Source organism: Nocardia arizonensis (genome assembly GCF_001310275.1).
Classification (GTDB): domain Bacteria; phylum Actinomycetota; class Actinomycetes; order Mycobacteriales; family Mycobacteriaceae; genus Nocardia; species Nocardia arizonensis.
Map to the genome: position 1 here is coordinate 67,780 of NZ_LGYZ01000001.1, position 20,794 is coordinate 88,573.

20 protein-coding genes are annotated in these 20,794 nt (G+C 69.0%); 9 read left to right on the top strand and 11 right to left on the bottom strand.

Features of this window, described 5'->3' with window-relative positions:
- Both APZ21_RS00325 and APZ21_RS00330 read right to left on the bottom strand, forming a co-directional pair.
- Entirely contained in the window at nt 1–210 is a 210-nt protein-coding gene (locus APZ21_RS00325) for a hypothetical protein (RefSeq protein WP_054811178.1), read from the bottom strand.
- 116 nt (nt 211–326) lie between these two features.
- The gene (locus APZ21_RS00330; RefSeq protein WP_054811179.1) at nt 327–2,945 is read right to left on the bottom strand and encodes a winged helix-turn-helix domain-containing protein; all 2,619 of its coding nucleotides are present in this window, start codon (nt 2,943–2,945) and stop codon (nt 327–329) included.
- A gap of 349 nt (nt 2,946–3,294) precedes the next feature.
- On the opposite strand from APZ21_RS00330, the gene APZ21_RS00335 reads away from it, so the two are divergent.
- Both APZ21_RS00335 and APZ21_RS00340 read left to right on the top strand, forming a co-directional pair.
- A complete protein-coding gene (locus tag APZ21_RS00335; RefSeq protein ID WP_054811180.1) occupies nt 3,295–3,711 on the top strand; it encodes a DUF7144 family membrane protein in 417 nt (138 codons plus the stop codon).
- Nucleotides 3,712–3,863: 152 nt separating this feature from the next.
- Nucleotides 3,864–4,256 carry a hemophore-related protein gene (locus APZ21_RS00340; RefSeq protein WP_054811181.1) on the top strand — a complete coding sequence of 131 codons (393 nt, stop codon included), beginning with the start codon at nt 3,864–3,866 and terminating at the stop codon, nt 4,254–4,256.
- A gap of 39 nt (nt 4,257–4,295) precedes the next feature.
- Here APZ21_RS00340 and APZ21_RS00345 read toward each other — a convergent pair whose 3' ends face one another.
- Entirely contained in the window at nt 4,296–5,459 is a 1,164-nt protein-coding gene (locus APZ21_RS00345; RefSeq protein ID WP_169812108.1) for a sensor histidine kinase, read from the bottom strand.
- Nucleotides 5,456–6,112, bottom strand: coding sequence for a response regulator transcription factor (locus tag APZ21_RS00350; RefSeq protein ID WP_054811242.1), 657 nt, complete (start codon nt 6,110–6,112; stop codon nt 5,456–5,458). Before APZ21_RS00350 ends, APZ21_RS00345 begins: the two co-directional genes overlap by 4 nt.
- 137 nt (nt 6,113–6,249) lie before the next feature.
- Here APZ21_RS00350 and APZ21_RS00355 point away from each other — a divergent pair, with 137 nt between their 5' ends.
- The gene (locus tag APZ21_RS00355; protein ID WP_054811243.1) at nt 6,250–7,257 is read left to right on the top strand and encodes a TIGR03617 family F420-dependent LLM class oxidoreductase; all 1,008 of its coding nucleotides are present in this window, start codon (nt 6,250–6,252) and stop codon (nt 7,255–7,257) included.
- Nucleotides 7,258–7,268: 11 nt separating this feature from the next.
- Here the strand turns inward: APZ21_RS00355 and APZ21_RS00360 are convergent, their stop codons facing one another.
- From APZ21_RS00360 to APZ21_RS00370, 3 genes are all read right to left on the bottom strand, one after another.
- Nucleotides 7,269–7,754 (bottom strand): hypothetical protein, encoded by a 486-nt coding sequence (locus tag APZ21_RS00360; RefSeq protein WP_054811182.1) that lies wholly within the window; start codon nt 7,752–7,754, stop codon nt 7,269–7,271.
- Entirely contained in the window at nt 7,751–8,827 is a 1,077-nt protein-coding gene (locus tag APZ21_RS00365) for a DNA polymerase III subunit beta family protein (RefSeq protein ID WP_054811183.1), read from the bottom strand. The genes APZ21_RS00360 and APZ21_RS00365 overlap by 4 nt, the downstream gene beginning before the upstream one ends.
- Nucleotides 8,828–9,051: 224 nt before the next feature.
- A complete protein-coding gene (locus APZ21_RS00370) occupies nt 9,052–10,107 on the bottom strand; it encodes a cation diffusion facilitator family transporter (protein ID WP_054811184.1) in 1,056 nt (351 codons plus the stop codon).
- Nucleotides 10,108–10,369: 262 nt separating this feature from the next.
- On the opposite strand from APZ21_RS00370, the gene APZ21_RS00375 reads away from it, so the two are divergent.
- Nucleotides 10,370–11,179: an SAM-dependent methyltransferase gene (locus APZ21_RS00375; RefSeq protein ID WP_054811185.1), complete on the top strand. Its 810-nt coding sequence runs from the start codon at nt 10,370–10,372 to the stop codon at nt 11,177–11,179.
- 31 nt (nt 11,180–11,210) lie between these two features.
- A complete protein-coding gene (locus APZ21_RS00380; RefSeq protein WP_054811186.1) occupies nt 11,211–12,506 on the top strand; it encodes a sensor domain-containing diguanylate cyclase in 1,296 nt (431 codons plus the stop codon).
- A 16-nt stretch (nt 12,507–12,522) separates the two neighbouring features.
- Here APZ21_RS00380 and APZ21_RS00385 read toward each other — a convergent pair whose 3' ends face one another.
- Nucleotides 12,523–12,930 carry a hypothetical protein gene (locus APZ21_RS00385; protein ID WP_156370513.1) on the bottom strand — a complete coding sequence of 136 codons (408 nt, stop codon included), beginning with the start codon at nt 12,928–12,930 and terminating at the stop codon, nt 12,523–12,525.
- A 325-nt stretch (nt 12,931–13,255) separates the two neighbouring features.
- Here APZ21_RS00385 and APZ21_RS00390 point away from each other — a divergent pair, with 325 nt between their 5' ends.
- The 3 genes from APZ21_RS00390 (at nt 13,256) to APZ21_RS00400 (ending at nt 15,921) form a co-directional block, all read left to right on the top strand.
- Nucleotides 13,256–14,149 (top strand): bile acid:sodium symporter family protein, encoded by an 894-nt coding sequence (locus APZ21_RS00390; RefSeq protein WP_054811244.1) that lies wholly within the window; start codon nt 13,256–13,258, stop codon nt 14,147–14,149.
- A gap of 114 nt (nt 14,150–14,263) precedes the next feature.
- Nucleotides 14,264–15,550 (top strand): hypothetical protein, encoded by a 1,287-nt coding sequence (locus APZ21_RS00395; protein WP_156370515.1) that lies wholly within the window; start codon nt 14,264–14,266, stop codon nt 15,548–15,550.
- 59 nt (nt 15,551–15,609) lie between these two features.
- Complete coding sequence (locus APZ21_RS00400) at nt 15,610–15,921, top strand: hypothetical protein (RefSeq protein ID WP_239476421.1); 312 nt, start codon at nt 15,610–15,612, stop codon at nt 15,919–15,921.
- Nucleotides 15,922–15,986: 65 nt separating this feature from the next.
- Here APZ21_RS00400 and APZ21_RS00405 read toward each other — a convergent pair whose 3' ends face one another.
- Together APZ21_RS00405 and APZ21_RS00410 are read right to left on the bottom strand one after the other, a co-directional pair.
- Nucleotides 15,987–17,477, bottom strand: coding sequence for an aldehyde dehydrogenase family protein (locus tag APZ21_RS00405; protein WP_054811190.1), 1,491 nt, complete (start codon nt 17,475–17,477; stop codon nt 15,987–15,989).
- A gap of 27 nt (nt 17,478–17,504) precedes the next feature.
- The gene (locus tag APZ21_RS00410) at nt 17,505–19,163 is read right to left on the bottom strand and encodes a GMC family oxidoreductase (protein WP_239476422.1); all 1,659 of its coding nucleotides are present in this window, start codon (nt 19,161–19,163) and stop codon (nt 17,505–17,507) included.
- 109 nt (nt 19,164–19,272) lie between these two features.
- On the opposite strand from APZ21_RS00410, the gene APZ21_RS00415 reads away from it, so the two are divergent.
- The gene (locus APZ21_RS00415) at nt 19,273–20,301 is read left to right on the top strand and encodes an AraC family transcriptional regulator (protein ID WP_204249020.1); all 1,029 of its coding nucleotides are present in this window, start codon (nt 19,273–19,275) and stop codon (nt 20,299–20,301) included.
- A gap of 3 nt (nt 20,302–20,304) precedes the next feature.
- On the opposite strand, the gene APZ21_RS33555 is transcribed toward APZ21_RS00415, so the two are convergent.
- Nucleotides 20,305–20,595, bottom strand: a complete 291-nt coding sequence (locus tag APZ21_RS33555) for a hypothetical protein (RefSeq protein ID WP_156370517.1) — start codon at nt 20,593–20,595, stop codon at nt 20,305–20,307.
- Between the last annotated feature and the right edge of the window lie 199 nt (nt 20,596–20,794).

Genomic DNA, 20,794 nt, shown 5'->3' on the forward strand with positions numbered 1-20,794 from the left:
TCAGTCCGGCATCTGCCGCATCTCCAGCAGCGTCAGCCCGAGCGCGTCGATGCGGGCCATGATCCCGCGCAGCGCGACCGTATCGGCGACGGGGCCGAAGAGGGTCGTCACATCGCCGGGGGCGCGATCGGAGGCGGTGAGTTCGGGAAATGCGGCCAGCGCGCGTTCGGAGAGCGTGCCGTCGATGATGAACTGATATCGGACCGGCATGGGCAACTCCTCTCCCGGACGGCGGGCTCGGGCGACGATCGTCGGCCCGGTGTCGAGCGTGCTCCGTACGGTGCGGTGGCGTCCTCACCCTGCGCGGATGAGATCGGCGCGGCGGATCACAGCAGCCCGATCCGGCGCGCACGCAACATCGCCTCGGCACGCGAATTCGCGCCGAGCTTGGCGTAGACGGCGCGCAGATGGGTTTTGACGGTATTGATCGAAACGCCGAGATCCTGGGCGATCTGCAAGGCCGTGCGCCCGCTCGGCAGTTGTCGGAGCACGGTCAGTTCGGCGTCGGTGAGCGCGGGGGTCATGGGCTGGGGCCGGGCGGCGGCGTATTCGCGCACGGTCTCGACGAACACGTTGCCGGTGCCGAAGCGGCCCGCGTGATCGTGCAGCAGCGTCAGAGCACCCGCGACCTCGAAGAACGGCCGCACCAGCCGGTCGGGGGCGGCCAGGCGCACGGCCTCGGCGAGCCCTTCGTAGGACTTCACCGGTCGGTCGAGCCGATGCGCGGCGCAGGCGTAGAGCAGCCACGCGGTGACCGCGGAATAGGCGGGCAGTGCGGCGGCGCGGTCGAGCAGCGGCTGTACCGCGTCGAGTATGTCCTGCGGTTTGTTCATCGCCTCGGCCACCGCGGCGCAGGCCAGCACGGCATCGGGTGCGCCGTGCAGCGTCCGGTGCGCGGTCGCGGCGAGCTGGGCGGCGAGATCACGTTCGTGCAGGCGCAGCAGTATCGACACCACCGGGACCAGCAGGCGCCCGTCGATCGGCGGACGCGGTGTCTCGCCGAGCAATCGCTGCATCTGCCCGTGCAGGCGCATGGCCGCCGCGTACTTGTCGGCGGCGGCGTCGAAACCCAGCAACAGCCCGACGATATAGGCGTGACGACCCGCGACCGGTTCATTGGCGCCGTCCAATCCGCGCCGGGTCTGCGCCAGACCGGCCAGATCCTCCGGTTCCACGGGTTCGCCCTGGAGATAGTCGGCCAGTGCGCGCAATGCGATCGCGTGCACGTGATCGGGTTGCCGGGTCAGGTCGTGCGCGAGTGCGAGATCGATGGCGCGGGTGGCGCGGTCGCGCATGAGCGGAATCGGCCCGGTCAGCGCCGAGGCCGCCGCGAGCCGGGTCACCGCGCGCAGTTGCAGCCGGTGGTTACCGGTGTGCTCGGCCAATGCCAGCGCCCGGTGCAACGCCTGCTCGCCCGCGATGACCGAGCCCGCGCACAGCCGTGCGCTGCCGAGCTGGATGGCCAGATAGCAGTCGAGATCGGTCTGCCCGGTGGTCGGCGGGTCGGCCGAGATCGGAAGGGTCGCGCGGTTTTCCGGTGATCCTTCGCCGCCGACCCCGATCGCCACCTCGACCGCCGCGGTGGCGGCCAGGCGCATCGCCGCCAACCAGGTCGCGGTGACGACCGCCGAACCGGCCGGGTCGCGGGCCGCGAACTGGTCGAGATAGGCCGCCGCCGCGGCATTGTCGCCGCGTTCGACCGCGTCGATCACCCGCAGCAGCACAACGAAGGGATCGTCGAGCAGTCGCGCGGTGGCGGCGTCGAGTTTGTGGAACAGGATCGGTCCGGTTCCCTCGAGGACCATGCGCAGACCGTATTCCCTTATGTAGGAGGACAATTGGGGCTGTCCGGGTTCGGCGAGCAGATGCGGAAGGGCCGCGGTCGGATCGCCAACGGTCAGGTACCAGCGGCCCGACCTTCGATGCAGTTCCGCGATCCGCTGCGGGGTGGCGCGTTGCAGTTCGGCGAGCAGATACGCGCGCAGCATCGGATGGTAGGAGTACCGCAGCCGATCCTCGTGCACGGTGTGCTGCACCGGGAAGTTGATGCGCGCCAAGTCGTCGAGGACGCGAGGGGTGCGCGGACCGGCCAACTCCTCGGCCAGCGCGTCGGTGAAAGATTCGGGTACGCAGGTGGCGAGCAGGAAGTCGCGCACGTCGTCATCGAGCACCTCGATCAACTCACCGACCAGGAAGTCCGAGATGGGATGCGGTGCGTGGGCGAGCATGGCCAGCGCCGTACCGCGTTCTGGTCCGTGCATGGCGGTGTAGAGCGCGGCTATGCGCACCAGCGCCGCCCAGCCGCGGGTGAGGTGATGGATCGACGCCAGTTCGTCCTCGTCCAGCGGGCATCCGTGCTCGACGAAGACCGAGGCGATGTGTTCGGCGTCGAAGGCCAGATCCGTCGGGCCGAGGCGCACCAGGCGGCCCGCCATGTCGAGGCTGTGCCAGCGCAGCGGCGGTTCGTAACGGCCGGTGACGATGGTGAGCATCGGCGCGGGGGCGTAGTGCAGGAAGTATTCGAGTCCGGCCAGCGCCAGCGGGTCGGTCAGCAGGTGCGCGTCGTCGAGCACGACGACCGCGGGTCGTTCGGCCGCGTCCTGCACCAGATCGATCACCGCGCCCATGGGATCGGTGGACTGGCGGGCGCCGTCCGTGGGAAGTCCGAGTTGGGCGCGGATCTCGGTCCACAGCCGGGCGGCATCGTCCATCGTCTCGGTGACGGTGATCCAGCAGTAGCGCGTCTTCGGATGCCCGTGTAGATGCCGCCGCAGCCATTCCGCCGCGAGCACCGTCTTACCGCTACCGGCGGGCGAACACATGAGGACCGTGCGTCCGGCCGCGGGTGCGGCGGCGGAGTCCAGCCGCGCGTGGGTGTCGCGCAGGATGAGCGGGGTGAACAGCGGCGCGGGTATGCCGCTCGACATCATCGCACCGGCGGTCACCGCCGGAGCCGGTACAAGGTGGAGTCGTCGCGAAGAGTGCACCCTAGCCTCCTGGGACGGTACTGCCTCATCTCTCGCCGTCTGCTGTCGGACATCCGAGCATACCGACCGAACAGGCTTTTTTGGCGCGTAGCAAACCATCCGCGACTCATACGGAGTGGATGAGGACCCCGCAGGTCCGCGCGCAGCCGTCGCGGACCGCTCGGCAGCGGATCGGCGCGAATGCGCGCCACTCGGTTACCGCACCGCAACCGGAGGCGGGCGGGTATCACCCGTAGCGGGTGAGGAAACCCGTGTCGCCGGTGGACTGAGATGGAATCCAGGTTCTTCTCTCGCGGAAGGGATAGCAATGACGACTCAGAAACCGGAGACCGGCCACCCGGTCCGTGCGGGGATCGCGGCGGGTACCTCCATCGGTGCCGCGATACTGCTGCTCACCGTCGGCGTCCTATCGATCTTCGAGGGCATTTCGGCGGTCGCCGACGACGACCTGTTCGTCGTCGGACCCGACTACATCTATCAGTTCGACACCACCGGCTGGGGATGGGTCCATATCGTGCTCGGCGCGGTCCTCATCGTCTGCGCCATCGGCCTCATGACGGGCAGCGCGTGGGGCAAGGTCGCCGCCATCGTCATCGCGGCGCTCACGATCATCGCCAACTTCCTGTCGCTGCCGTACTACCCGTGGTGGTCGATCCTGGTCATCGCCCTGAGCATCGTGGTGATCTGGGCGGTCTCGACCTGGAATCCCGACACCATCCGGTAGGTGTGTGCCCGCCGTCGGCGTCCGTGTTCCGGGCGCCGACGGTGTCGTGTTCGGAGGCCGCTCGCGTCCTAGCGCCGGCCCAACGCCCCGGCTGGTGGACTTGGGCACACGGGTCGACGACGAACCCGAACCGAACCGAAAGGGTCACGCTTATGGCACACACTCGTTCCGGAATTCTGCGCGCCGCGGTCGCACTCGGCGGCGTCGCGGCGGCCGCGGCGCTGCTCGCACCCGGCACCGCCACCGCGCAGCCGGGCGCGGCGGGCAGGCTGATCGAGACGACGTGCACCTTCGCCCAGGTCGACGCCGCGCTGCACGCGGTCGCGCCGGACTACGCGGCGAAGTTGGACGCCCACCCCGACCGCAAGGCGAAGTTGCAGGAATTCCTGTCGTTGCCGGTGGACCAGCGTCGCGCGCGTATCCAGCAGCGGCTCGACGAACACCCCGGCGCGCGCGAGCGTATCCAGCAGCGCGCCGACACCCCGGAGGGCAAAGCCGTCCGGGAGAAGTTGGGCATCGTCGCAGACACCTGCCACAACTACTGAGCCGAGCCCGCGGCGGTCGGGCGGTTGTCCGGCCGCGCGCTAGCCCGTGCGGCGGGGCAGATCCAGGGTGACGAGCAGTCCGCCCTCGGGTCTGGCGGTGGCGCGCACGGCGCCGCCGTGCGCGTGGGCGACCGATCGCACGATCGAGAGTCCGAGTCCCGCACCGCGTACGCGCGTCGAGGTCTCGGCCACGCGCTCGGCGGTGGGCAGCCGACGGAACGGCTCGAACAGTCCGTCCACCTCGTATGGCGGCACCATCGGACCCGTGTTCTCGACATTCAGCGTGACGCTGTCGCCGTGTGCGCCGACCCGCACCGCGACCCAGCCGTCGGCGCCGCGGTTGTAGCGCACGGCATTGTCGACCAGATTCTGGATCAGCCGTTCCAGCAGCAGTGGATCGCCCGCGACTTGCGCCGAGGTGATCTCGGTGCGCACGTCGATGCCCGCGCGCGCCGCGTCCGCGCCCGCCACGGCGATGGCGCGACGGGCGGTCTCGGCCAGATCGACCCGCACGCGGGTGGTCAGCCGCTGGTCACTGCCCGCGAGCACCAGCAGACCGTCGATCAGCTTTTCGTGCCGGTGATTGACCTCGAGCAGGGTGGCGCCGAGGGTGCGCAGCGCTTCGGGCGCGTCAGGGTCGTCGAGGGCGACCTCGATCAGCGTCCGATTGATGGTCAGCGGGGTGCGAAGTTCGTGGGAGGCATTGGCCACGAAACGCCGCTGCCCGTCGAAGGCGCGGTCCAGCCGTTCCAGCATGGCGTCGAAGGTGTCGGCCAGATCCTTGATCTCGTCGGCCGGACCGTCCAGCGCGATGCGTTCGTGCAGACTGCGGTCGGCCACCCGGCGCGCGGTCGCGGTGATGCGCTGCAACGGCGCCAGCGCGCGGCCCGCCAGCGCCCAGCCGAGCCCGCCCGCGGCCACACCGACCGCGCCGAGTGCCACCAGCGACCAGATCAGCATCCCTTCGAGGGTTTCCCGGCGATTCTGTTCGGCCTGCGCGGTGAGCACCGCATACAGGTCCCCCCGATTGCGGGATCCGTTCTGCACGAGGAAGTCCCGCACCTGCGCGCCGATCCCGGTGCGTCGTCCCAGGGATTGATCGAGGTAGAAGTACATGAGCGCGATGAGCACCGCGCCCGCGAGGAAGAACGCGCCCGCGTAGAGCAGGGTCAGGCGCAGGCGAATGGTGGAGCGGCGCCTCACCGGATGCAATATCCGACGCCCGCCTCGGTCTCGATCACCGGCGGGTCGCCGAGTTTGCGGCGCAGCATCATGATCGTGTACCGCACCACGCCGGTGAACGGATCGGTGTGCTCGTCCCATGCCTTCTCCAGCAGTTGTTCCGCCGACACCACCCCGCCGCCCGCCCGCAGCAGTTCGTCCAGAACCGCGAACTCCTTGCGTGACAAGGCGATCGGCGCGCCATCGCGGGTGACGGTGTGGCGGTGCGGGTCCAGCCGGATACCCGCGCGATCCAGGACCGGCGGCGGTGCGGGACGCGCCCGCCTGCCCAGCGCCTGGATACGGGCGACGAGTTCGGCGAAGGCGAATGGTTTGGTCAGGTAGTCGTCGGCGCCGAGGCCGAGTCCGGCGACCCGTTCGGCCACGGCGGTGGCGGCGGTGAGCATGAGGATGCGGCAGTCGGCGCCGGATTCGGCGAGTCCGGCGCACACGGCGTCGCCGTGGGTGCCGGGCAGGTCGCGGTCCAGCACGATGACGTCGTAGTCGTTCACGGTGGCGCGTTCGAGCGCGGCCGTACCGTCGTAGACCACGTCCACCGCGACGGCATGGCGGCGCAGACCGCTCGCGATGGCGTCGGCCAGCAGCTTCTCGTCCTCGACCACAAGTACTCGCACGCCGACCATCCTGCCGGTTCCCGCTGTTGGATCGCTGTGAGTTTCCGGTGGATCGGCCCCGGGCGGTGCTATCTTGCACTGGTTAGAACCTGTTCCAATTCGGAGCGGTCGAAGCTGTCGAGTTCATGGAGCGGCCGATGCGGGTCTACACCGCGATATACGGGCCGAAGGACGCGGCCGAACGCACTCGTGCCCTGCGCGATACGGGGGTGAACGGCGTCTTCACCTTCGAGGGCCCGCACGACGTATTCACCCCGCTCACCCTCGCCGCCACCGCGGGCGGGATGGACCTGCTGACCAATGTCGCCATCGCCTTCCCGCGCAACCCCATCCACCTGGCCCATCAGGCCAACGACCTGCAACTGATCAGCTCGGGGCGTTTCATCCTCGGTCTCGGCACCCAGATCCGTCCGCAGATCGAGAAGCGCTTCGGCATCGAATTCGGCCGCCCCGCCCGCCGCATGGCCGAATTGGTCGCGGCGCTGCGCGCGATCTTCGACCGCTGGAACACGGGCGCCCCCTTGGACTTTCGCGGCGAGTACTACCGCCACACCCTCATGACCCCCACGTTCGACCCGGGCCCCAACCCCTTCGGCCCGCCCCCGATCTATTTGGGCGGCCTCGGTCCGGTCATGACCCGAACCGCCGCCGAAGTGGCCGACGGGCTGCTCGTCATGCCTTTCAACACCGCCCGTTACCTGCGAGAACGGGTACTGCCCTCGGTACGCGCCGGTCTCGCGGCGAGCAATCGGAGCGCCGCCGAGTTCACCGTGGTCCCGGAGGTCATCGTCGCCGTCGCCGACACCGAGCGCGACCGAGAGGCCGCCGACGCCGCGGCCCGCAAGCTACTCGGCTTCTACGGCTCCACCCCGGCCTACCGTCCCGTCCTCGACCTGCACGGCTGGGGCGACCTACAACCGGAACTCAACGCGCTGTCCAAGCGGGGGCGCTGGCAGGACATGGCCGACCTGATCGACGACGACATCCTGTCCACTCTCGTCGCCCGGGGCACGCCCGCCGAGGTGGCCGCGGAGATCCGGGCACGGGTAGGCGGCATCGGCGACCGGGTCTGCTTCTACCAACCTCGCCCACCCGCCGACGAAACCCTCGCCAGGCTGGTCGAGCACCTGGCCACGCCCGCCTGAACCGGTAGCGCTCAGCGCGGGGCGCTGGGTCTTGGCGCGGTATCTCCGGCGGCGGCCGCGATCTCGAGCTCGTCCAGGATCGTGCGAATGAGTTCTCCGTACTCGTTGTCGGGCAGGTGGGCCAGCCGGTCGCGGGCCGCGCCGATCTCCCGATGAGCTGCCTCGAAAGCCCCGAGCCGCCGGTAATTGTCCGCCAGGTTCAGATGCAGCGAGGGATAGAACCCCCGCACGTCCAGACCGGGATGGTGTCGGGCGGCCCGGTCGCCGGTGAGCGCGTCGGCCGCGTCGAGCGCTCGCACATCCCAGGCCAATGCCTGTGCCGCGTCCTCCTGGAGATCGGCCATGTAATGCGCGAGCGTGCACCGGTGCAGGGCGTCGCCCATCGGCCCGACGGAGTTCCAGATGGCCGCAAGCATGGTGCGCGCGGCGATTCGGTCACCCGCCCGTCCGAGCGTGACGGCCTCGGTGATGGCATCCATCGTGGGATCGGTGGTCATGGACTGTCCTTCGTATCGTTCTCGGTGGCCGGGGCTCTCGGCATGACCAGACTGGCGAGGTCGCCGTCGGTGGCGGACCGGACCACCACCGGCTGATCGCATCCGGCGAGGTCGAGCATGATGTCGGGCCCCAACGCCGCGGCGACGGAGGGACGCAGGACGGCGGGGGAAAAGCCGATATCGACCGACGGCCCGGTGCCCGATGCCGGAATCCGCCGCGGTTCGGTGGATTCGAGCCCCGTCGTTCGCAGTGTGAGTTCCGTGGCGCAGGCCGTGCACCACACCGGTTCCCGCACCCCTTCGAGCGCGTCGAGGATCGCCGCGCGCCCGACCACGAGCCTGGTCGTCACCGGGGCCAGGCTCGCCCACATGGCGCGATAGTCCGGGTAGGCGCCATCGACGGTCGCGCAGCGCGCTTCGAAATCGTCGCCGCGCAGCGCGATACCGTCCTCGGTGCGCGAGAGGGCGACCGCGCCGCAGCGTCGCAGCCGCTCGCGCAGGGCCGCGAGTTCCCCCGCCGCGACCACCCGCTGCCAGGCGTCCACGCCCGGTTGGTCGGGGACCACGGTCCGGGTCGAGAGGCGATAGCGGTCGGTGGCGGTGAAGGTCACCGAATACACGTCGACCTCCACCAGGACTCCGGCCAGTATCGGAATCGCGCGGTCGCGGGCCGCCGCGTCGACCACCTGATCGATGGATTCCGCGATCACCGGGCCCGACAGAGTCACCGCCGTCGCGCCGATGACTCGTTTGACCGCCGCGGCGACCGCGGCGGCCCGTTCGGCCCGGCGGCTCAATGCCCGCACGTGATCGTCGAGTACGCGGCCCGCCGCGAGCGGGTCGCCCGCCAGAATTTCGGCCACTGTGTCCAGCGGAATCCCGATCTCGCGTAGCCGCCGGACGAGAATGGCGCGTTCGCACTGGTCGGGCGCGTAGTAGCGATAGCCGGTCACCGGGTCGACGCGGGCCGGGACGAGCAGACCGCCGTCGGCGTAGAACCGCAGCGCGCTGGCGGTGAGCCCAGTGGCCCGCGCCATCGCCCCGATCGTGATCAACTCCCGTGTCTCCGTCACCAGCCCAGCATGGGCCCTCAGGTAACTCGAAGGTCAAGTCGGCGCGCACCGGCCGGTGCCGAGCGCGCGCGGATATTCCGCCGCGCCGATGCGGCACGGGGTGGCGACGGTGTGGCGCACGGCGCACCCTCGGTCTCGTCTTCCACGACGCGACCTGAGGACGGACGGTGTGCGGTATCCCGCCCGCGGTGTATCGCCGGTGGAAGACGGGATGTGAGGCGATCTCAGGCGCGGTGGACGGGACCGTGCGCCTCGGCACAGTGGTCGATCGGGGGGCGATCGATATCGCCTGCGTGGTCGACCTGGAGGGTGGTGTGTTCGACGCCGAAGACATCGCGGAGCAGTTCTTCCACGGTCGAGCGGATGGCGTGGCAGTCGGCGCCGTCGTCGACCAGGATGTGCGCCGACAGGGACGGCTGGCCGGAGGTGATGAGCCAGACGTGCAGGTCGTGGACTTCGGCGACCCGGGGGATGGCGACGATGCCCGCGCCGATCTCGTCGGGATCGAGATGGGCGGGTGCGGCCTCGAGGAAGATTCGTCCTGATTCGCGCACCAGCGACCAGCCCGCCTTCAGCATGAGGGCGGCGACCACGAGGGCGGCGATGGCGTCGGCGCGGGGGTAGCCCGCGAGCCACACGACCGCACCGGCGACGGCCGTGCCGATGAAGGCGTAGAGATCGTTGAGGATGTGCTGGAAGGCGCCCTCGACATTGAGGCTGGTGCGGTTGGCGCGGCCGATGCTCCACGCGGCGACGATATTGACCACGATGCCCGCGAGCGCGGTGATCAGCACCAGCGGCCCCTCGACCTCGGGCGGGTCGATCAGGCGGGCGATACCCTCGTACACGAACCAGATCGCCAACAGCAGCAGGGTGATGCCGTTGGCCTGCGCCGAGAGGATTTCGGCGCGTTTGAATCCGTAGGTGTAGCGCCCACGCGCCGGGCGTTTGGCGAGGCGGATGGCGAGCAGTGCGAGCACGATCGATGCGGCGTCGGTGAGCATGTGCGCGGCGTCGGTGATCAATGCCAGGGATTGGGCAACGAGGCCGATGATCACCTCGGCGGCCATGAAACCGACGATGAGGACCAGTGCGATGGTGAGCCAGCGCGGATCGGAATCGGCGGAGACGCCGTGATCGTGGCTGTGATCGTGTCCGCCGCGGCCGTGATCGTCGGCGTACCCGTACCCGTACCCGTGCGCGTTGCGGTGCTCATCGTGCGCGGTCCGTGCCGGAACTGTTCCGGTGGACTGCTCCGGCGACACGCACTGTTCTCCCATGGGTCCATGCCTCTCGTCGAATGACTGTCGCGCCAAGCCTAGCCTACTGTGCAGACATGCGCATGTCTGCATTGATGGGCGGGTCTCGTCCGCCGGTACGGACCGCTGCCCAAACGTGATCAACCGCGATATGCCCGGATTCGTCGCCGCGATTACTATTCGGACAGCACGATCCGGGTGGTCGGTACCGACATCCCCGGAACGGTGGCGGGTCGCACCGGTCCCGGGCGACCCCAGGATGTGGCGGCGAAAAGAGTGTGGGATGAACAGGCCGGCGTGGGCGCCCGAGGGCGTTGACATGCACCAGGCGAGCCCGGCGCGAATGTACGACGCCCTATTGGGCGGCTCCCACAACTTCGAGGTCGATCGTCGGGCCGCCGAAATGGGGAAGCAGCTGGTGCCCGATCTGCCGCGCCTCGCGCTGAGCAATCGCGCTTTTCTGCGCCGCGCGGTGCGGCATCTGGCGGACGCGGGCATCACCCAGTTCCTCGACATCGGTTCGGGCATACCCACCGCGGGCAATGTGCACGAGATCGCCCAGGGCATCGATCCGGCGATCACCGTGCTCTACGCCGATATCGATCCGGTGGCCGTCGCGCACGCCAAGGCGATCCTGGCGGGCAACGAGCGGGCAGGCGCGATCGAGGCGGATCTGCGCAAACCCGAGGAGTTGCTGGCCCGGGTCCGCGAGACCGGACTCGTCGACTTCGGCAAACCTGTGGGCGTACTGCTCGTCGCGGTGCTGCATCTGCTCGCCGATAGCGATCGTCCGGTGGAGAAGGTCGCCGAACTGCGCTCGACGGTACCGGTGGGCAGCTATGTCGCGATCTCTCACCTGACCTCGGAGACGCGCCCCGAAGACGCCGCTCAGCTGCGCGCGAGCGCCGCCGACGGCAGTCGGGTCGGTATACACTTCCGGCCCCGCGCGGCGATCGAGGCTATGTTCGATGGATGGGAGCTGGTCGAACCGGGCGTGGTCGAGTTGCCGCTGTGGCGACCCGAGTCCGAGCGCGATCACCACGAGACCCCCGGGCGTTCGCTGGGTCTGGCGGGCGTCGGCCGCAAGAGTTGAGAGGGCCGGTTCAGCGGCAGGGAGTTGCCGAGTGGGTGTTGGTGAGGTAGCCGAGCGGTGGGCCGACGCGCTCGACGGCGTCGTCGCGCCGACTCTCACGCGCACCCAGGTCGAGCGTTTGCTCGATGAACTCGGAGCCGACCTGATCCGCGCGGTGCGCGGCGCGGCCGACCCCCGTATCGCGCAGAAGGCCGCGGCCGCGCTGGTCGCGGCCAATTACCGGGATCCGGTCGCCGTCAGCCGCTCGGTATTGGTGATCTGTCACGAGATGGTCGACGCCGTCTGTCCCGACCATTCCGATCCCGACTACCCGTCGGTGCGGGAGCGTTCGCTGGTGGTGGCCTCGGAGTTCGCCGCGGGATTCACCGGTGCGCTGCGCTCGGCGGCGCTGGGGGAGCAGGAGACCATGCTCATGGCCGTGCTCGCCGCGGCGCAGGAGGCCGAGGCGCGCCGCCAACTGTCGGAGGCGCGGTTCCAGGCGGTCTTCGCCGGGGCCTCGGTCGGCATCGGCACCTTGAACATTCGCGGTGAGGTGCTCGACGTCAATGCCGCCTTCGGGGAGATGCTCGGCATTCCGGCCGATGTCATGCCGGGGCGATCGGTGGCCGAACTGCTCGGCCCGGTCAATATCGGCTATGCCTTCGGTCAGATGCAGCGCATGTTGGCGGGGGAGACGGACCGGTTCCGGTTGGAGACCGAACACGTGCGCCCGGACGGCAAACTCGCCTATATCGACCTGTCGATGTCCGCGGTGCGCGACAGCGGCGGTGCGGTCCAGTTCCTGATCGGTGTCGCCGTCGACGTGACCGAGCGCAGGCTGTTGGCCGACCGGCTGTGGCACGACGCGCATCACGACAACCTGACCGGCCTGCCGAATCGCTTGCTGTTCTTCGACCGGCTCTCGGAGGCGTCGCCGCCGCTGGGCCTGTGCTATCTGGATCTGGATGGTTTCAAGTCGGTCAACGACGAATGGGGACACACCGTCGGCGACCGGGTGCTGCGCGATGTCGGTCTGCGGCTACGGTCGTCGGTCGAGCCGACCGGGGGTTTGGTGGCCCGGATCGGCGGTGACGAATTCATCGTGCTCATCGAGAGATGCTCGGGCCAGGACCAGTTGGCGGCCATCGCGGATCGGTTGCACCGTACTCTGGCCGCGCCGATCGAGGTGGCGGGTTTTCCGGTGGTCGTCGGCGCGAGTATCGGCACCGTATTCGTCGGCGATCAGCTGCCCGAGGTGGACGCGCTCATGCATTCGGTCGATTCGGCCATGTATCGCAACAAGTCGAGTGACGGGCACGAGCGGCGCGGGCCGCGCTTCCGAATCTAGGCCGGGGCCTACCCGATCAGTTCAGCGAGCGTCGGAAATGCGGGTGGTCGTCGGCGACGGTCCACCGGCCGTAGGTGGTGCGACCGGTGTCGTCGTCACGCCGGATCGGGCTGACCCAGGTGCGGCGCGGATGCTGTCCGCTGCCTCGGCGTCCGCGGCTCATCAGCGGCACCTCCCGTGCGACGAGGTAGTAGTCGCCGTCGTCGGGATGAGTCTCCGGTAGGTATTCGCAGAGTTGTTCGGCGGCGTCGCCGAGATCGGCGGCGGCGACGACGCCGTGGCGGGGTTCGAGGTCGTCACCTTCGACGACCACCGCCGAGACGGTCCACATATGGTTGGCGGGCGAGCGCACCGATGGTCCGCCGGGTGGGGCGCAATGTCGGAATTCGGGGGAGTTGCCCGATTCGTCCGCATACGAACCCACACCCATCCTGAACCTCCGGTCTCTTCGGGGTGCAGTGGTGGCCGCGTCGCCGACGCGGTGGATCACTCTGTCCCCCATTGTTGCTCGTACGGTCACCGGGACGCGGTCGGGATTCCGTGTCCGCCTCCCTCGAGTATTTGATAGGAGAACTGACCTTCAAATCAGTGTATCGCTGTCTCGAGCGGGGTGGGCGCGATTGTCGGTCGTGTCGATCGCCTCCCGCGTGGTAACTATCGAACTGAGGTAGTGATGAGTCGGATCCGACTACGGTTGTCGGCGATGTCGCCGCGTTGGTGGCGCGGCGACGGAGGGCGAGGTAGTGCCGATGGCGGATTGGCCGGTCACGATCGCATTGCCGATCGTGTTGGCGCTCATCATGTTCGGCCTAGGTCTCGCACTCACCCCCGCCGATTTCGCGCGCGTGGTGCGCTATCCGAGGGCGGCCGTGATCGCCCTGACCTGTCAGCTCGCCATTCTTCCTGTGCTGGCCTTCGGGTTGGTGGTCGCGGTCGATCCCGATCCCCGACTCGCGGTCGGGGTGATGCTGCTGGCTGCCGCGCCCGGCGGGGCGACCGCGAATCTGCTGAGCAACCTGTTCCGTGGCGACGTCGCGCTGAATGTGACCTTGACCGCGGTGAATTCGGTTATCGCCGTGGTCACGATGCCATTGGTCGCCAATCTCGCTCTCGCGTACTTCGCCCCCGCGGGCACCGAACAGCTCGGCCTCCAATTCACCAAGGTGGTCCAGGTCTTCGCGATCGTGCTGCTCCCGGTCGGCGCGGGTATGCTGACCCGCCGTCTGGCGCCCGGGTTCGCGCGCGGGGCCGATCGGCCGGTGCGCCTGGTCTCGATCGGATTCCTCGCGGCGTTGAGCGTGGCCGCGGTGATCGCCGAACGCGCCGACGCCGTCGCCTATCTGGTCGATATCGGGCTGGTCACGCTGCTGCTCGCGGCGGGGAGTCTCGGCATCGGTTATTGGGCGCCGAAGGCGGCGGGGGTGCCGGGACCGCAGGCCATCGCCTGCTCGATGGAGATCGGCATCCACAACAGCGCCCTGGCCATGACCATCGCCATCGGCGTGCTGGACGATCTTCGCATGGCGATACCCGCCGGGGTGTACGCCGTTGTCGTGCTCCCCGTCGCCTGCGCGGCGGGCGTGCTGATGAGCCGCGCCCCGGCGCGCGCGTTACCCCCGGCTCGGCGCGGCGAGCGCACCTGAGCGGGTCAGGTCGGGGGCGACCCGGTGTCGCGACAGGGTCTCGATACGGTCGAAACAGTCCATTTCCCAGCGCAAACGCTGGGTTGACGATCTCTGGTTGGGTAGGTTGAGCGAGTGCATCGGTGCACCCGGGTGGTCGAATTGGTCACGGTACTGGTATCCGCCGTGATCGGCGGGCTCGCGCTCGCGACCCCGATCTCGTTGTCTTGGGCCCGCGGCGGTTCGTCGACGGTGCAGATCGAATTGCTGGCCACCAATCTGCCGAGGGCGGCGGCGATCGGCTGTGTCGGCGCCGTGGTCGTCGCCGTGTTCGCCAGCACCGCGCAGTCGCTGATCGTGCCGTGGCTGTGCGCGTTGCTTGGCATGCTGGTGTTGCTGGCGAACCATCTCCTTGGCGGAAGCCTGTCCTCGATCGCGCCGCTGACCTCACTGAACTATGTCGATTCGCTGTCGGGCGGCGTGCTGCTTGGCGGATTGGCCGCCGCGGTGAGCGTGCGGCTGATGATGACATTCGCCTTCGTGCTCGGCGCCATCATCAGCATCGTGGTCGGTCAGATCGGTGAGGTGACCCAATACATCGGCGATACGCCGCGCGGTCCGGCCGCGTGGTTCATAGATTCGCCGCCGCTGTGGCTGATCTGGCCCGCGACCGTGCTGGTGATCTGGTGCGCGTTGCGCTATCGCCACGGCAGGCGCTACGCGACCATCACGGTCGACCTGCCGCTGAGTCCCATTCTCGCCGCCGTCGTCGGCATCAGCGTGCCGGTGCTCGGTTCGGAATGGATGGTGCGTAACGGCACGGGCGCGATGGACATAGTCCTGGCCACCGCCGCCACGCTGATCGCGGTGTACGCGGCCGGCCGACTGCTGCCGGGGCGCGACGGCGTGCTGCTGCAACTGAGTGTGGCCATCGCCTCGGTGGGCATCATCGTCGTGCCCATACCGCTGTCGGTCTGGATGGTTCCGATATCGATCATCGGCAATGCGACGGGCCTGCTCATCGGATCGCTGCGCGGGTCGCCGGTCGCCGGCATGCTCGCGGTCCTCGCGCTCTCGGCATTCGGCGCGCTTGCCAACAATCCGGCACATCCGGTCCCCGGCGCCGCGCTCGGTGGCACCGTCGTGCTGTCGGTCATCGCCGGGTACTGCTTCTCCGCGGCCATGCCCCACCACAGCCCGAGCCTCATGCTCGGCATCACGGTGCTGTACGTGCCCGGGGTGGTGATCGCGTTACGCGGGCGGATGTTCACCACCGATCCCGGGTTGACCCTGCACAACGCGGTACCGGGTGTGACCGCGATGGTGGTCGCGCTCGGCTGTCTGGTCAATCTGCTCATCCTGCGCCGTCGCCCGATCGTGCGCCCCGATCCGGTCGTATCCGTCGCCGCACCGGGGGAGTAGCGCCGTTCGGACGGGCGCGTGCGAGTATCGAAGCGCTACTTCGACATCGGAGGGAAATCGTGACATCCGGGGAACAGGCCCGCGTATTCGGTGAGCCATACGAAGCGGCCGACGGGTCGACCATTGTCACCGCGTCGGCGGTTTTCGCCGAGGAGGACGGCTACACGGCCACGCCGTTGGGCGTGTTCGTCGTGCGCGACGGCGAGGCCACCTGGCGGTCGGTCGACACCACCTCGCGCGCCGCGCTGTTCGGCGAATTCATCGGTCTGGTGACCGGTGTGATCATGACCCTGGTGCTGCTGCGCAGGCCGCCGTGGCCGGATCTGTCCGCGCGGGTCATGACGGCGCTGGCGAACCGCGCCGCGCGATAGGGCGCCCCCGACGACGCGAGCGCGCTACCGCTGGCGCGCCGATTCCACGCGTCGGCGGGATTCGCTCAGCCCTTGCCGTGCAGGAGATTGGCGAGGGTGGTCAGCGCCTTGTCATTGGCCGCGGTGCGGGCGAAGCTGGTCAGATTCATCAGCGCGGGCAGCCGCCTGCTTGCCACCGCCTTGGCATAGGTGAATTCGCGTAGGCCGTCGGGGCCGTGGATGCGGCCGAAGCCGGATTCACCGATACCGCCGAAGGGCAGGCCGGGTATGGCGGCGAAGGAGATCACCGAATTCACCGAGGTCATGCCCGAGCGGATGCGCTCGGCCAATTCCCGTCCGCGCTTCTTGGCGTAGACGGTCGCGCCGAGGCCGTAGCGGGAGTCGTTGGCCAGGGCAACGGCCTCGTCCATATCGCGCACCTTGGTGACGGTGAGCGTGGGGCCGAAGGTCTCGTCGGTATTGGCCAGCGAATCAGCGGGCACGTCCACCAGCACGGTCGGCTGGACGAAGCGCTCGCCGACCGCGTCGAGTCCGCCGACGACGGCGCGGCCGCCGCGCTCGATGGCGTCGGCGATGTGGCGGCGCACGACCTCGGACTGGCTCGGCATGGTCATCGGGCCGATCTTGGCCGCCGGGTCCGACCCGGCGCGCAGCGGTCGCACCAATGCGGTGACCTCGTCGAGGAATTCGTCGTACACCCGCTCGTGTACGTACACCCGCTCCACGCCGACGCAGGTCTGGCCCGCGTTGGCCATACCGCCCCACACCGCCGCGTCGGCGGCCTTGGCGATATCGGCGTCGGCGTCCACCAGCAGCGCGTCCTTGCCGCCGCCCTCGATGACCACCGGGGTGAGGGTGTCGGCGCAGGCGTGCATGATCTTGCGGGCCGTACCGGGTGAGCCGGTGAAGGCGATCTTGTCCACGCCCGAACGGCACAACGCCTCACCGGTCGCGCCGAAGCCGGTGACGAGTTGCAGCACAGGCTGTTCCGGCACCACCTGCGCGAAAGCGTGCACCAACCAGGCGCCGACACCGGGTGTGTACTCACTTGGCTTGAACACCACCGCGTTTCCGGCGGCCAATGCGTAGACGATCGAACCGAGCGGGGTGAAGACCGGATAGTTCCACGGGCCGATGACGCCGATGACGCCGAGCGGGCGGTACTCCACCGAGGCGGAATGGTCCGACATGGTCAGCCCGGACGATACGCGCTTGCGGCCGAGCACCTTTCGCGCGTGCTTGGACGCCCAGGCGATGTGGTCGAGCACCAAGGCGACCTCGAGGGTCGCGTCCGAATGCGGTTTGCCGGTCTCGGCGTGCACCACCTCGGCGAGCTGGTTGATACGCCGGGTCAGCACGCCCGCCCAGGCGCGCAGGCGCTTGCCGCGTTCGTCGAAACCCAGTCCCGCCCACCAGGTCGCGGCCTCGCGCGCACGGGCGACCGCGGCGTTCACCTGGTCGGCGTCGTGGATGGGATAGGTGCCGACGACGTCGCCGGTGGCCGGATCAAGCGAATCGAAGCTCGCCACCGCGGCGGTCTCTGTCGTTGCGGTCATCTCGGATCTCCTTCGTGCGTCGTGCGATCAGGCGGTGCGGCCCAGGATCAGGTCCGCGGCCTTCTCGGCGATCATGATGGTGGGCGCGTTGGTGTTGCCGCGCACGATTTCCGGCATCACCGAGGCGTCCACCACCCGCAGGCCGTCGATGCCGTTGACCTTCAGCGCGGGATCGACCACCGACTGTTCGCCGGTCCCCATCGCGCAGGTGCCGACCGGGTGGAACAGGGTCTGGGTCCAGGCGCGGATGTGGTCGGCCAGATCGTCGTCGGTGGCCCCCGCGAGGCGTTCGGGCAGGTAGGGCCGGTCCAGGTAGCGGGCGATGGCCGAATTCGCGGCGATGTCGATGGTGCGGCGGGTGCCCGCGACGGTCGCGCGCAGGTCGACCGGATCGGCGAAGTAGCCCGGGTCGATCTCGGGTTTCCAGGCCGGATCGGCGCGACGCAGACGCAGCCTGCCCCGGCTGGCGACCCGCACCAGTGTCACGCCCGCGGTGAACATGGGCGCGATGGGTTCGCGGAAACCGTTGTCGTAGAAGCCGGTCGGCGCGACATGGAGCTGGATGTCGGGTGCGTCCGCGCCGCTCGCGCCGCTCGCGCCGCCCGCGCCGTCTTCGGAGGCGAAGAACGCGCCCGCCTCGCCGACATTCGAGCACAGTGGGCCGCGGCCGGTCAGTTTCCACTGCATGAGCCGCGACGGGCCGAGGTAATCGGACAGGTCGGTCGTGCCCTTCGTGTACCAGAGCACCGGCGCCACGGGGTGATCGTGCAGATTCTCGCCGACCCCGGGCAGGTCGGCGACCACGTCGATGCCGAGTTCGCGCAGGTGCGCGCCGGGCCCGACGCCCGAAAGCATCAGCAGCTGAGGGGAATTGATCGCGCCGCCGGACAGGATCACCTCGCGCTCTGCGGTGGCGGTGTGCTCGAGTCCGTCGCGACGGTAGCGCACGCCGCGGGCCCTGCTGCCCTCGAACAGCACGGCGGTGGCGAAGGCGTGGGTGTGCACGGTCAGGTTGGCGCGGTGTTCGGCCGGGCGCAGATAGGCGTCGGCGGTGGACCAGCGACGGCCCTTCTTGCAGGTGACCTGGTAGCGACCCGCGCCCTCCTGCACCGCGCCGTTGAAGTCGTCGTTCGGTCGCAGACCGCTGTCTATGGCGGCGCGCACCCAGGCGTCGCTGAGTTCGTGGGTGTAGCGGCGATCCTCCACGTGCAGCGGTCCGCGCGAACCGTGGTATTCGCCGTCGAGCCGGGTATTGGCCTCGGCGCGCACGAAATACGGCAGCACGTCGTCGTAACCCCAGCCCGCGGCCCCGTGCTCGTCGCGCCAGCCGTCGTAGTCGGCGCGATTGCCGCGGATGTAGATCATGGCGTTCATGGACGAGCAGCCGCCGAGTGCCTTCATCCTCGGCCAGTACGCCTTGCGCCCGTCCATATGCTTCTGTTCGGTGGTCTCGTAGTTCCAGTCCCATTTGGTCTTGAACAGGCTGGAGAAGGCGGCTGGGATGTGGATCTCGTCCGCGTCGTCGGCCCCGCCTGCCTCGAGCAGCAGAACCGAGACATCCCCCGCCGCGCTGAGCCGATCGGCCAGGACGCAGCCCGCGCTGCCCGCGCCGACGATGACGTAATCGAAACAATCCTGTTCGGGCACCCACGTCTCCTCATCGAAGCTCGACGTGACCTGCGTCACGTCATACATCCAAATGTACGGCCGTCGGATGCCGGGAACCCAGGGTGCTAGCGGACAGTTTTTTGATAGATTCGGCCACCATCACCGGGTCGGCGACGGAGGTAATCGCATGGTCGAGGCGATGGCGACCGCGCGGAGAGCGCCGAGTGTGCGCCTGCTCGTCGAGTTCGCCGCCGAGCGCGGCGTGCCCGCGTCGGTCTGCCTTCGCCACTCCGGGTTGCGGGCCCGACGACTGGTCGAACTCGACGCGGTCGTCTCGCCCGAACAGGAACTGGCGGTGATCGCCAATATCGTCGACGCGCTGGCCGACCGACCCGGACTCGGCCTGGCCGCGGGCGACCGTTACCACGTCACCACCCACGGCATCTGGGGATACGCGCTGATCAGCAGCCGCACCCTGCGCGCGGCGATCACTCTCGGCCTGCGCTACCTCGACCTGTCGTTCTCCTTCTGCCGCATAGTCGCGCGTCAGGAGGGCGACGTGCTGACCCTGGTGGTCGATCCGTCGCCGGTGGCCGAACCGGTGCGCCGCTTCGTCGCCGAACGCGATCTCGGCATCATCGGATCGCTGCACCGCGAACTCGTCGGCGTCGGCGCGCGCGCCCGCCGCGCGGGCCTGGCCTACGCCGAACCGGATCCCTCGGCGCGCGAGCATATTCGGCGCCTACTCGGCCTCGCCCCGGATTACGGTGCCGGACGGTACTCGATCTCGTTCGACCTCGCCCGCATCGACGAGCCGCTGCCGCTGGCCGAGCCGCACACCGCGGCCATGGCCGAACAGCAGTGCCGCGAACTACTGGAACGCCAGGTCGGTTCGGGCCTGGCGGGACGAGTGCGAAATCTGCTGCTGGGCAACCCCGCTCGGCCGCCGACCGGCGATCAGGTGGCGGCCTCGCTGTTCATGACCCCGCGGACGCTGCGGCGCAGACTCATCGAGGAGGGCTCCTCCTACCGGCGCATCCTCGACGAGGTCCGCCGCGGCCTCGCCGAACAGTTGTTGGACGAGACGCGGCTGTCGGTGGGTGAGATCGCCGAACGTCTCGGCTACGCCGAGACCGCCGCCTTCACCCACGCTTTCCGGCGCTGGACGGGTGCGCCGCCGCGCGCCCACCGGCGCGCGCGTCCGCGCGGCGCGTGAAGTTCAGGCCGCGGGGGCGTCCAAGTGGGCGGCGATGACATCCAGCAGCAGTGTCAGCGCGGGCAGCGGTTCACCCTGACGGGGGGAGCGCAGCCAGTAGCGGTCTTCGCGGGTGACCGGCCCGAAGCCGGTCGGCAGGATGACATTGGCCCGGTGCGGACCCACGTCGACGCCGTGGCGGACCAGTCGCGCCACGAGTTCGGGTTCGGCCGGATGGTCGTAACGGGTCAGGAAGGTGTAGCGCGCGGGTTTGGCGCGCGCCAGCACCGGACCGTATATCCGCGCCGAGGGCATCAGACCGACGATCCGATCACCCAGTGCACCAGGGGTATTGACAGCGGTTACATCGCCGGTGAGCGGAAGTATGACGAATCCCGGTGCGGTGGAGTGTGTTCCGTGGAGTCCACACGAAACATACAGTTGGGCCCACTGCTCGGGCGTTCTCGCCTCCGCGATCATTGCGGTCACCTATCGACTAGCCTTCTCGATAAAC

Coding starts and splice junctions, on each gene's coding strand:
- APZ21_RS00325 (WP_054811178.1), bottom strand. CDS start 210: ATGCCGGTCCGATATCAGTTCATCATCGACGGCACGCTCTCCGAACGC.
- APZ21_RS00335 (WP_054811180.1), top strand. CDS start 3,295: ATGACGACTCAGAAACCGGAGACCGGCCACCCGGTCCGTGCGGGGATC.
- APZ21_RS00340 (WP_054811181.1), top strand. CDS start 3,864: ATGGCACACACTCGTTCCGGAATTCTGCGCGCCGCGGTCGCACTCGGC.
- APZ21_RS00355 (WP_054811243.1), top strand. CDS start 6,250: ATGCGGGTCTACACCGCGATATACGGGCCGAAGGACGCGGCCGAACGC.
- APZ21_RS00360 (WP_054811182.1), bottom strand. CDS start 7,754: ATGACCACCGATCCCACGATGGATGCCATCACCGAGGCCGTCACGCTC.
- APZ21_RS00370 (WP_054811184.1), bottom strand. CDS start 10,107: ATGGGAGAACAGTGCGTGTCGCCGGAGCAGTCCACCGGAACAGTTCCG.
- APZ21_RS00375 (WP_054811185.1), top strand. CDS start 10,370: ATGAACAGGCCGGCGTGGGCGCCCGAGGGCGTTGACATGCACCAGGCG.
- APZ21_RS00390 (WP_054811244.1), top strand. CDS start 13,256: ATGGCGGATTGGCCGGTCACGATCGCATTGCCGATCGTGTTGGCGCTC.
- APZ21_RS00405 (WP_054811190.1), bottom strand. CDS start 17,477: ATGACCGCAACGACAGAGACCGCCGCGGTGGCGAGCTTCGATTCGCTT.
- APZ21_RS00415 (WP_204249020.1), top strand. CDS start 19,273: ATGGTCGAGGCGATGGCGACCGCGCGGAGAGCGCCGAGTGTGCGCCTG.
- APZ21_RS33555 (WP_156370517.1), bottom strand. CDS start 20,595: ATGCCCTCGGCGCGGATATACGGTCCGGTGCTGGCGCGCGCCAAACCC.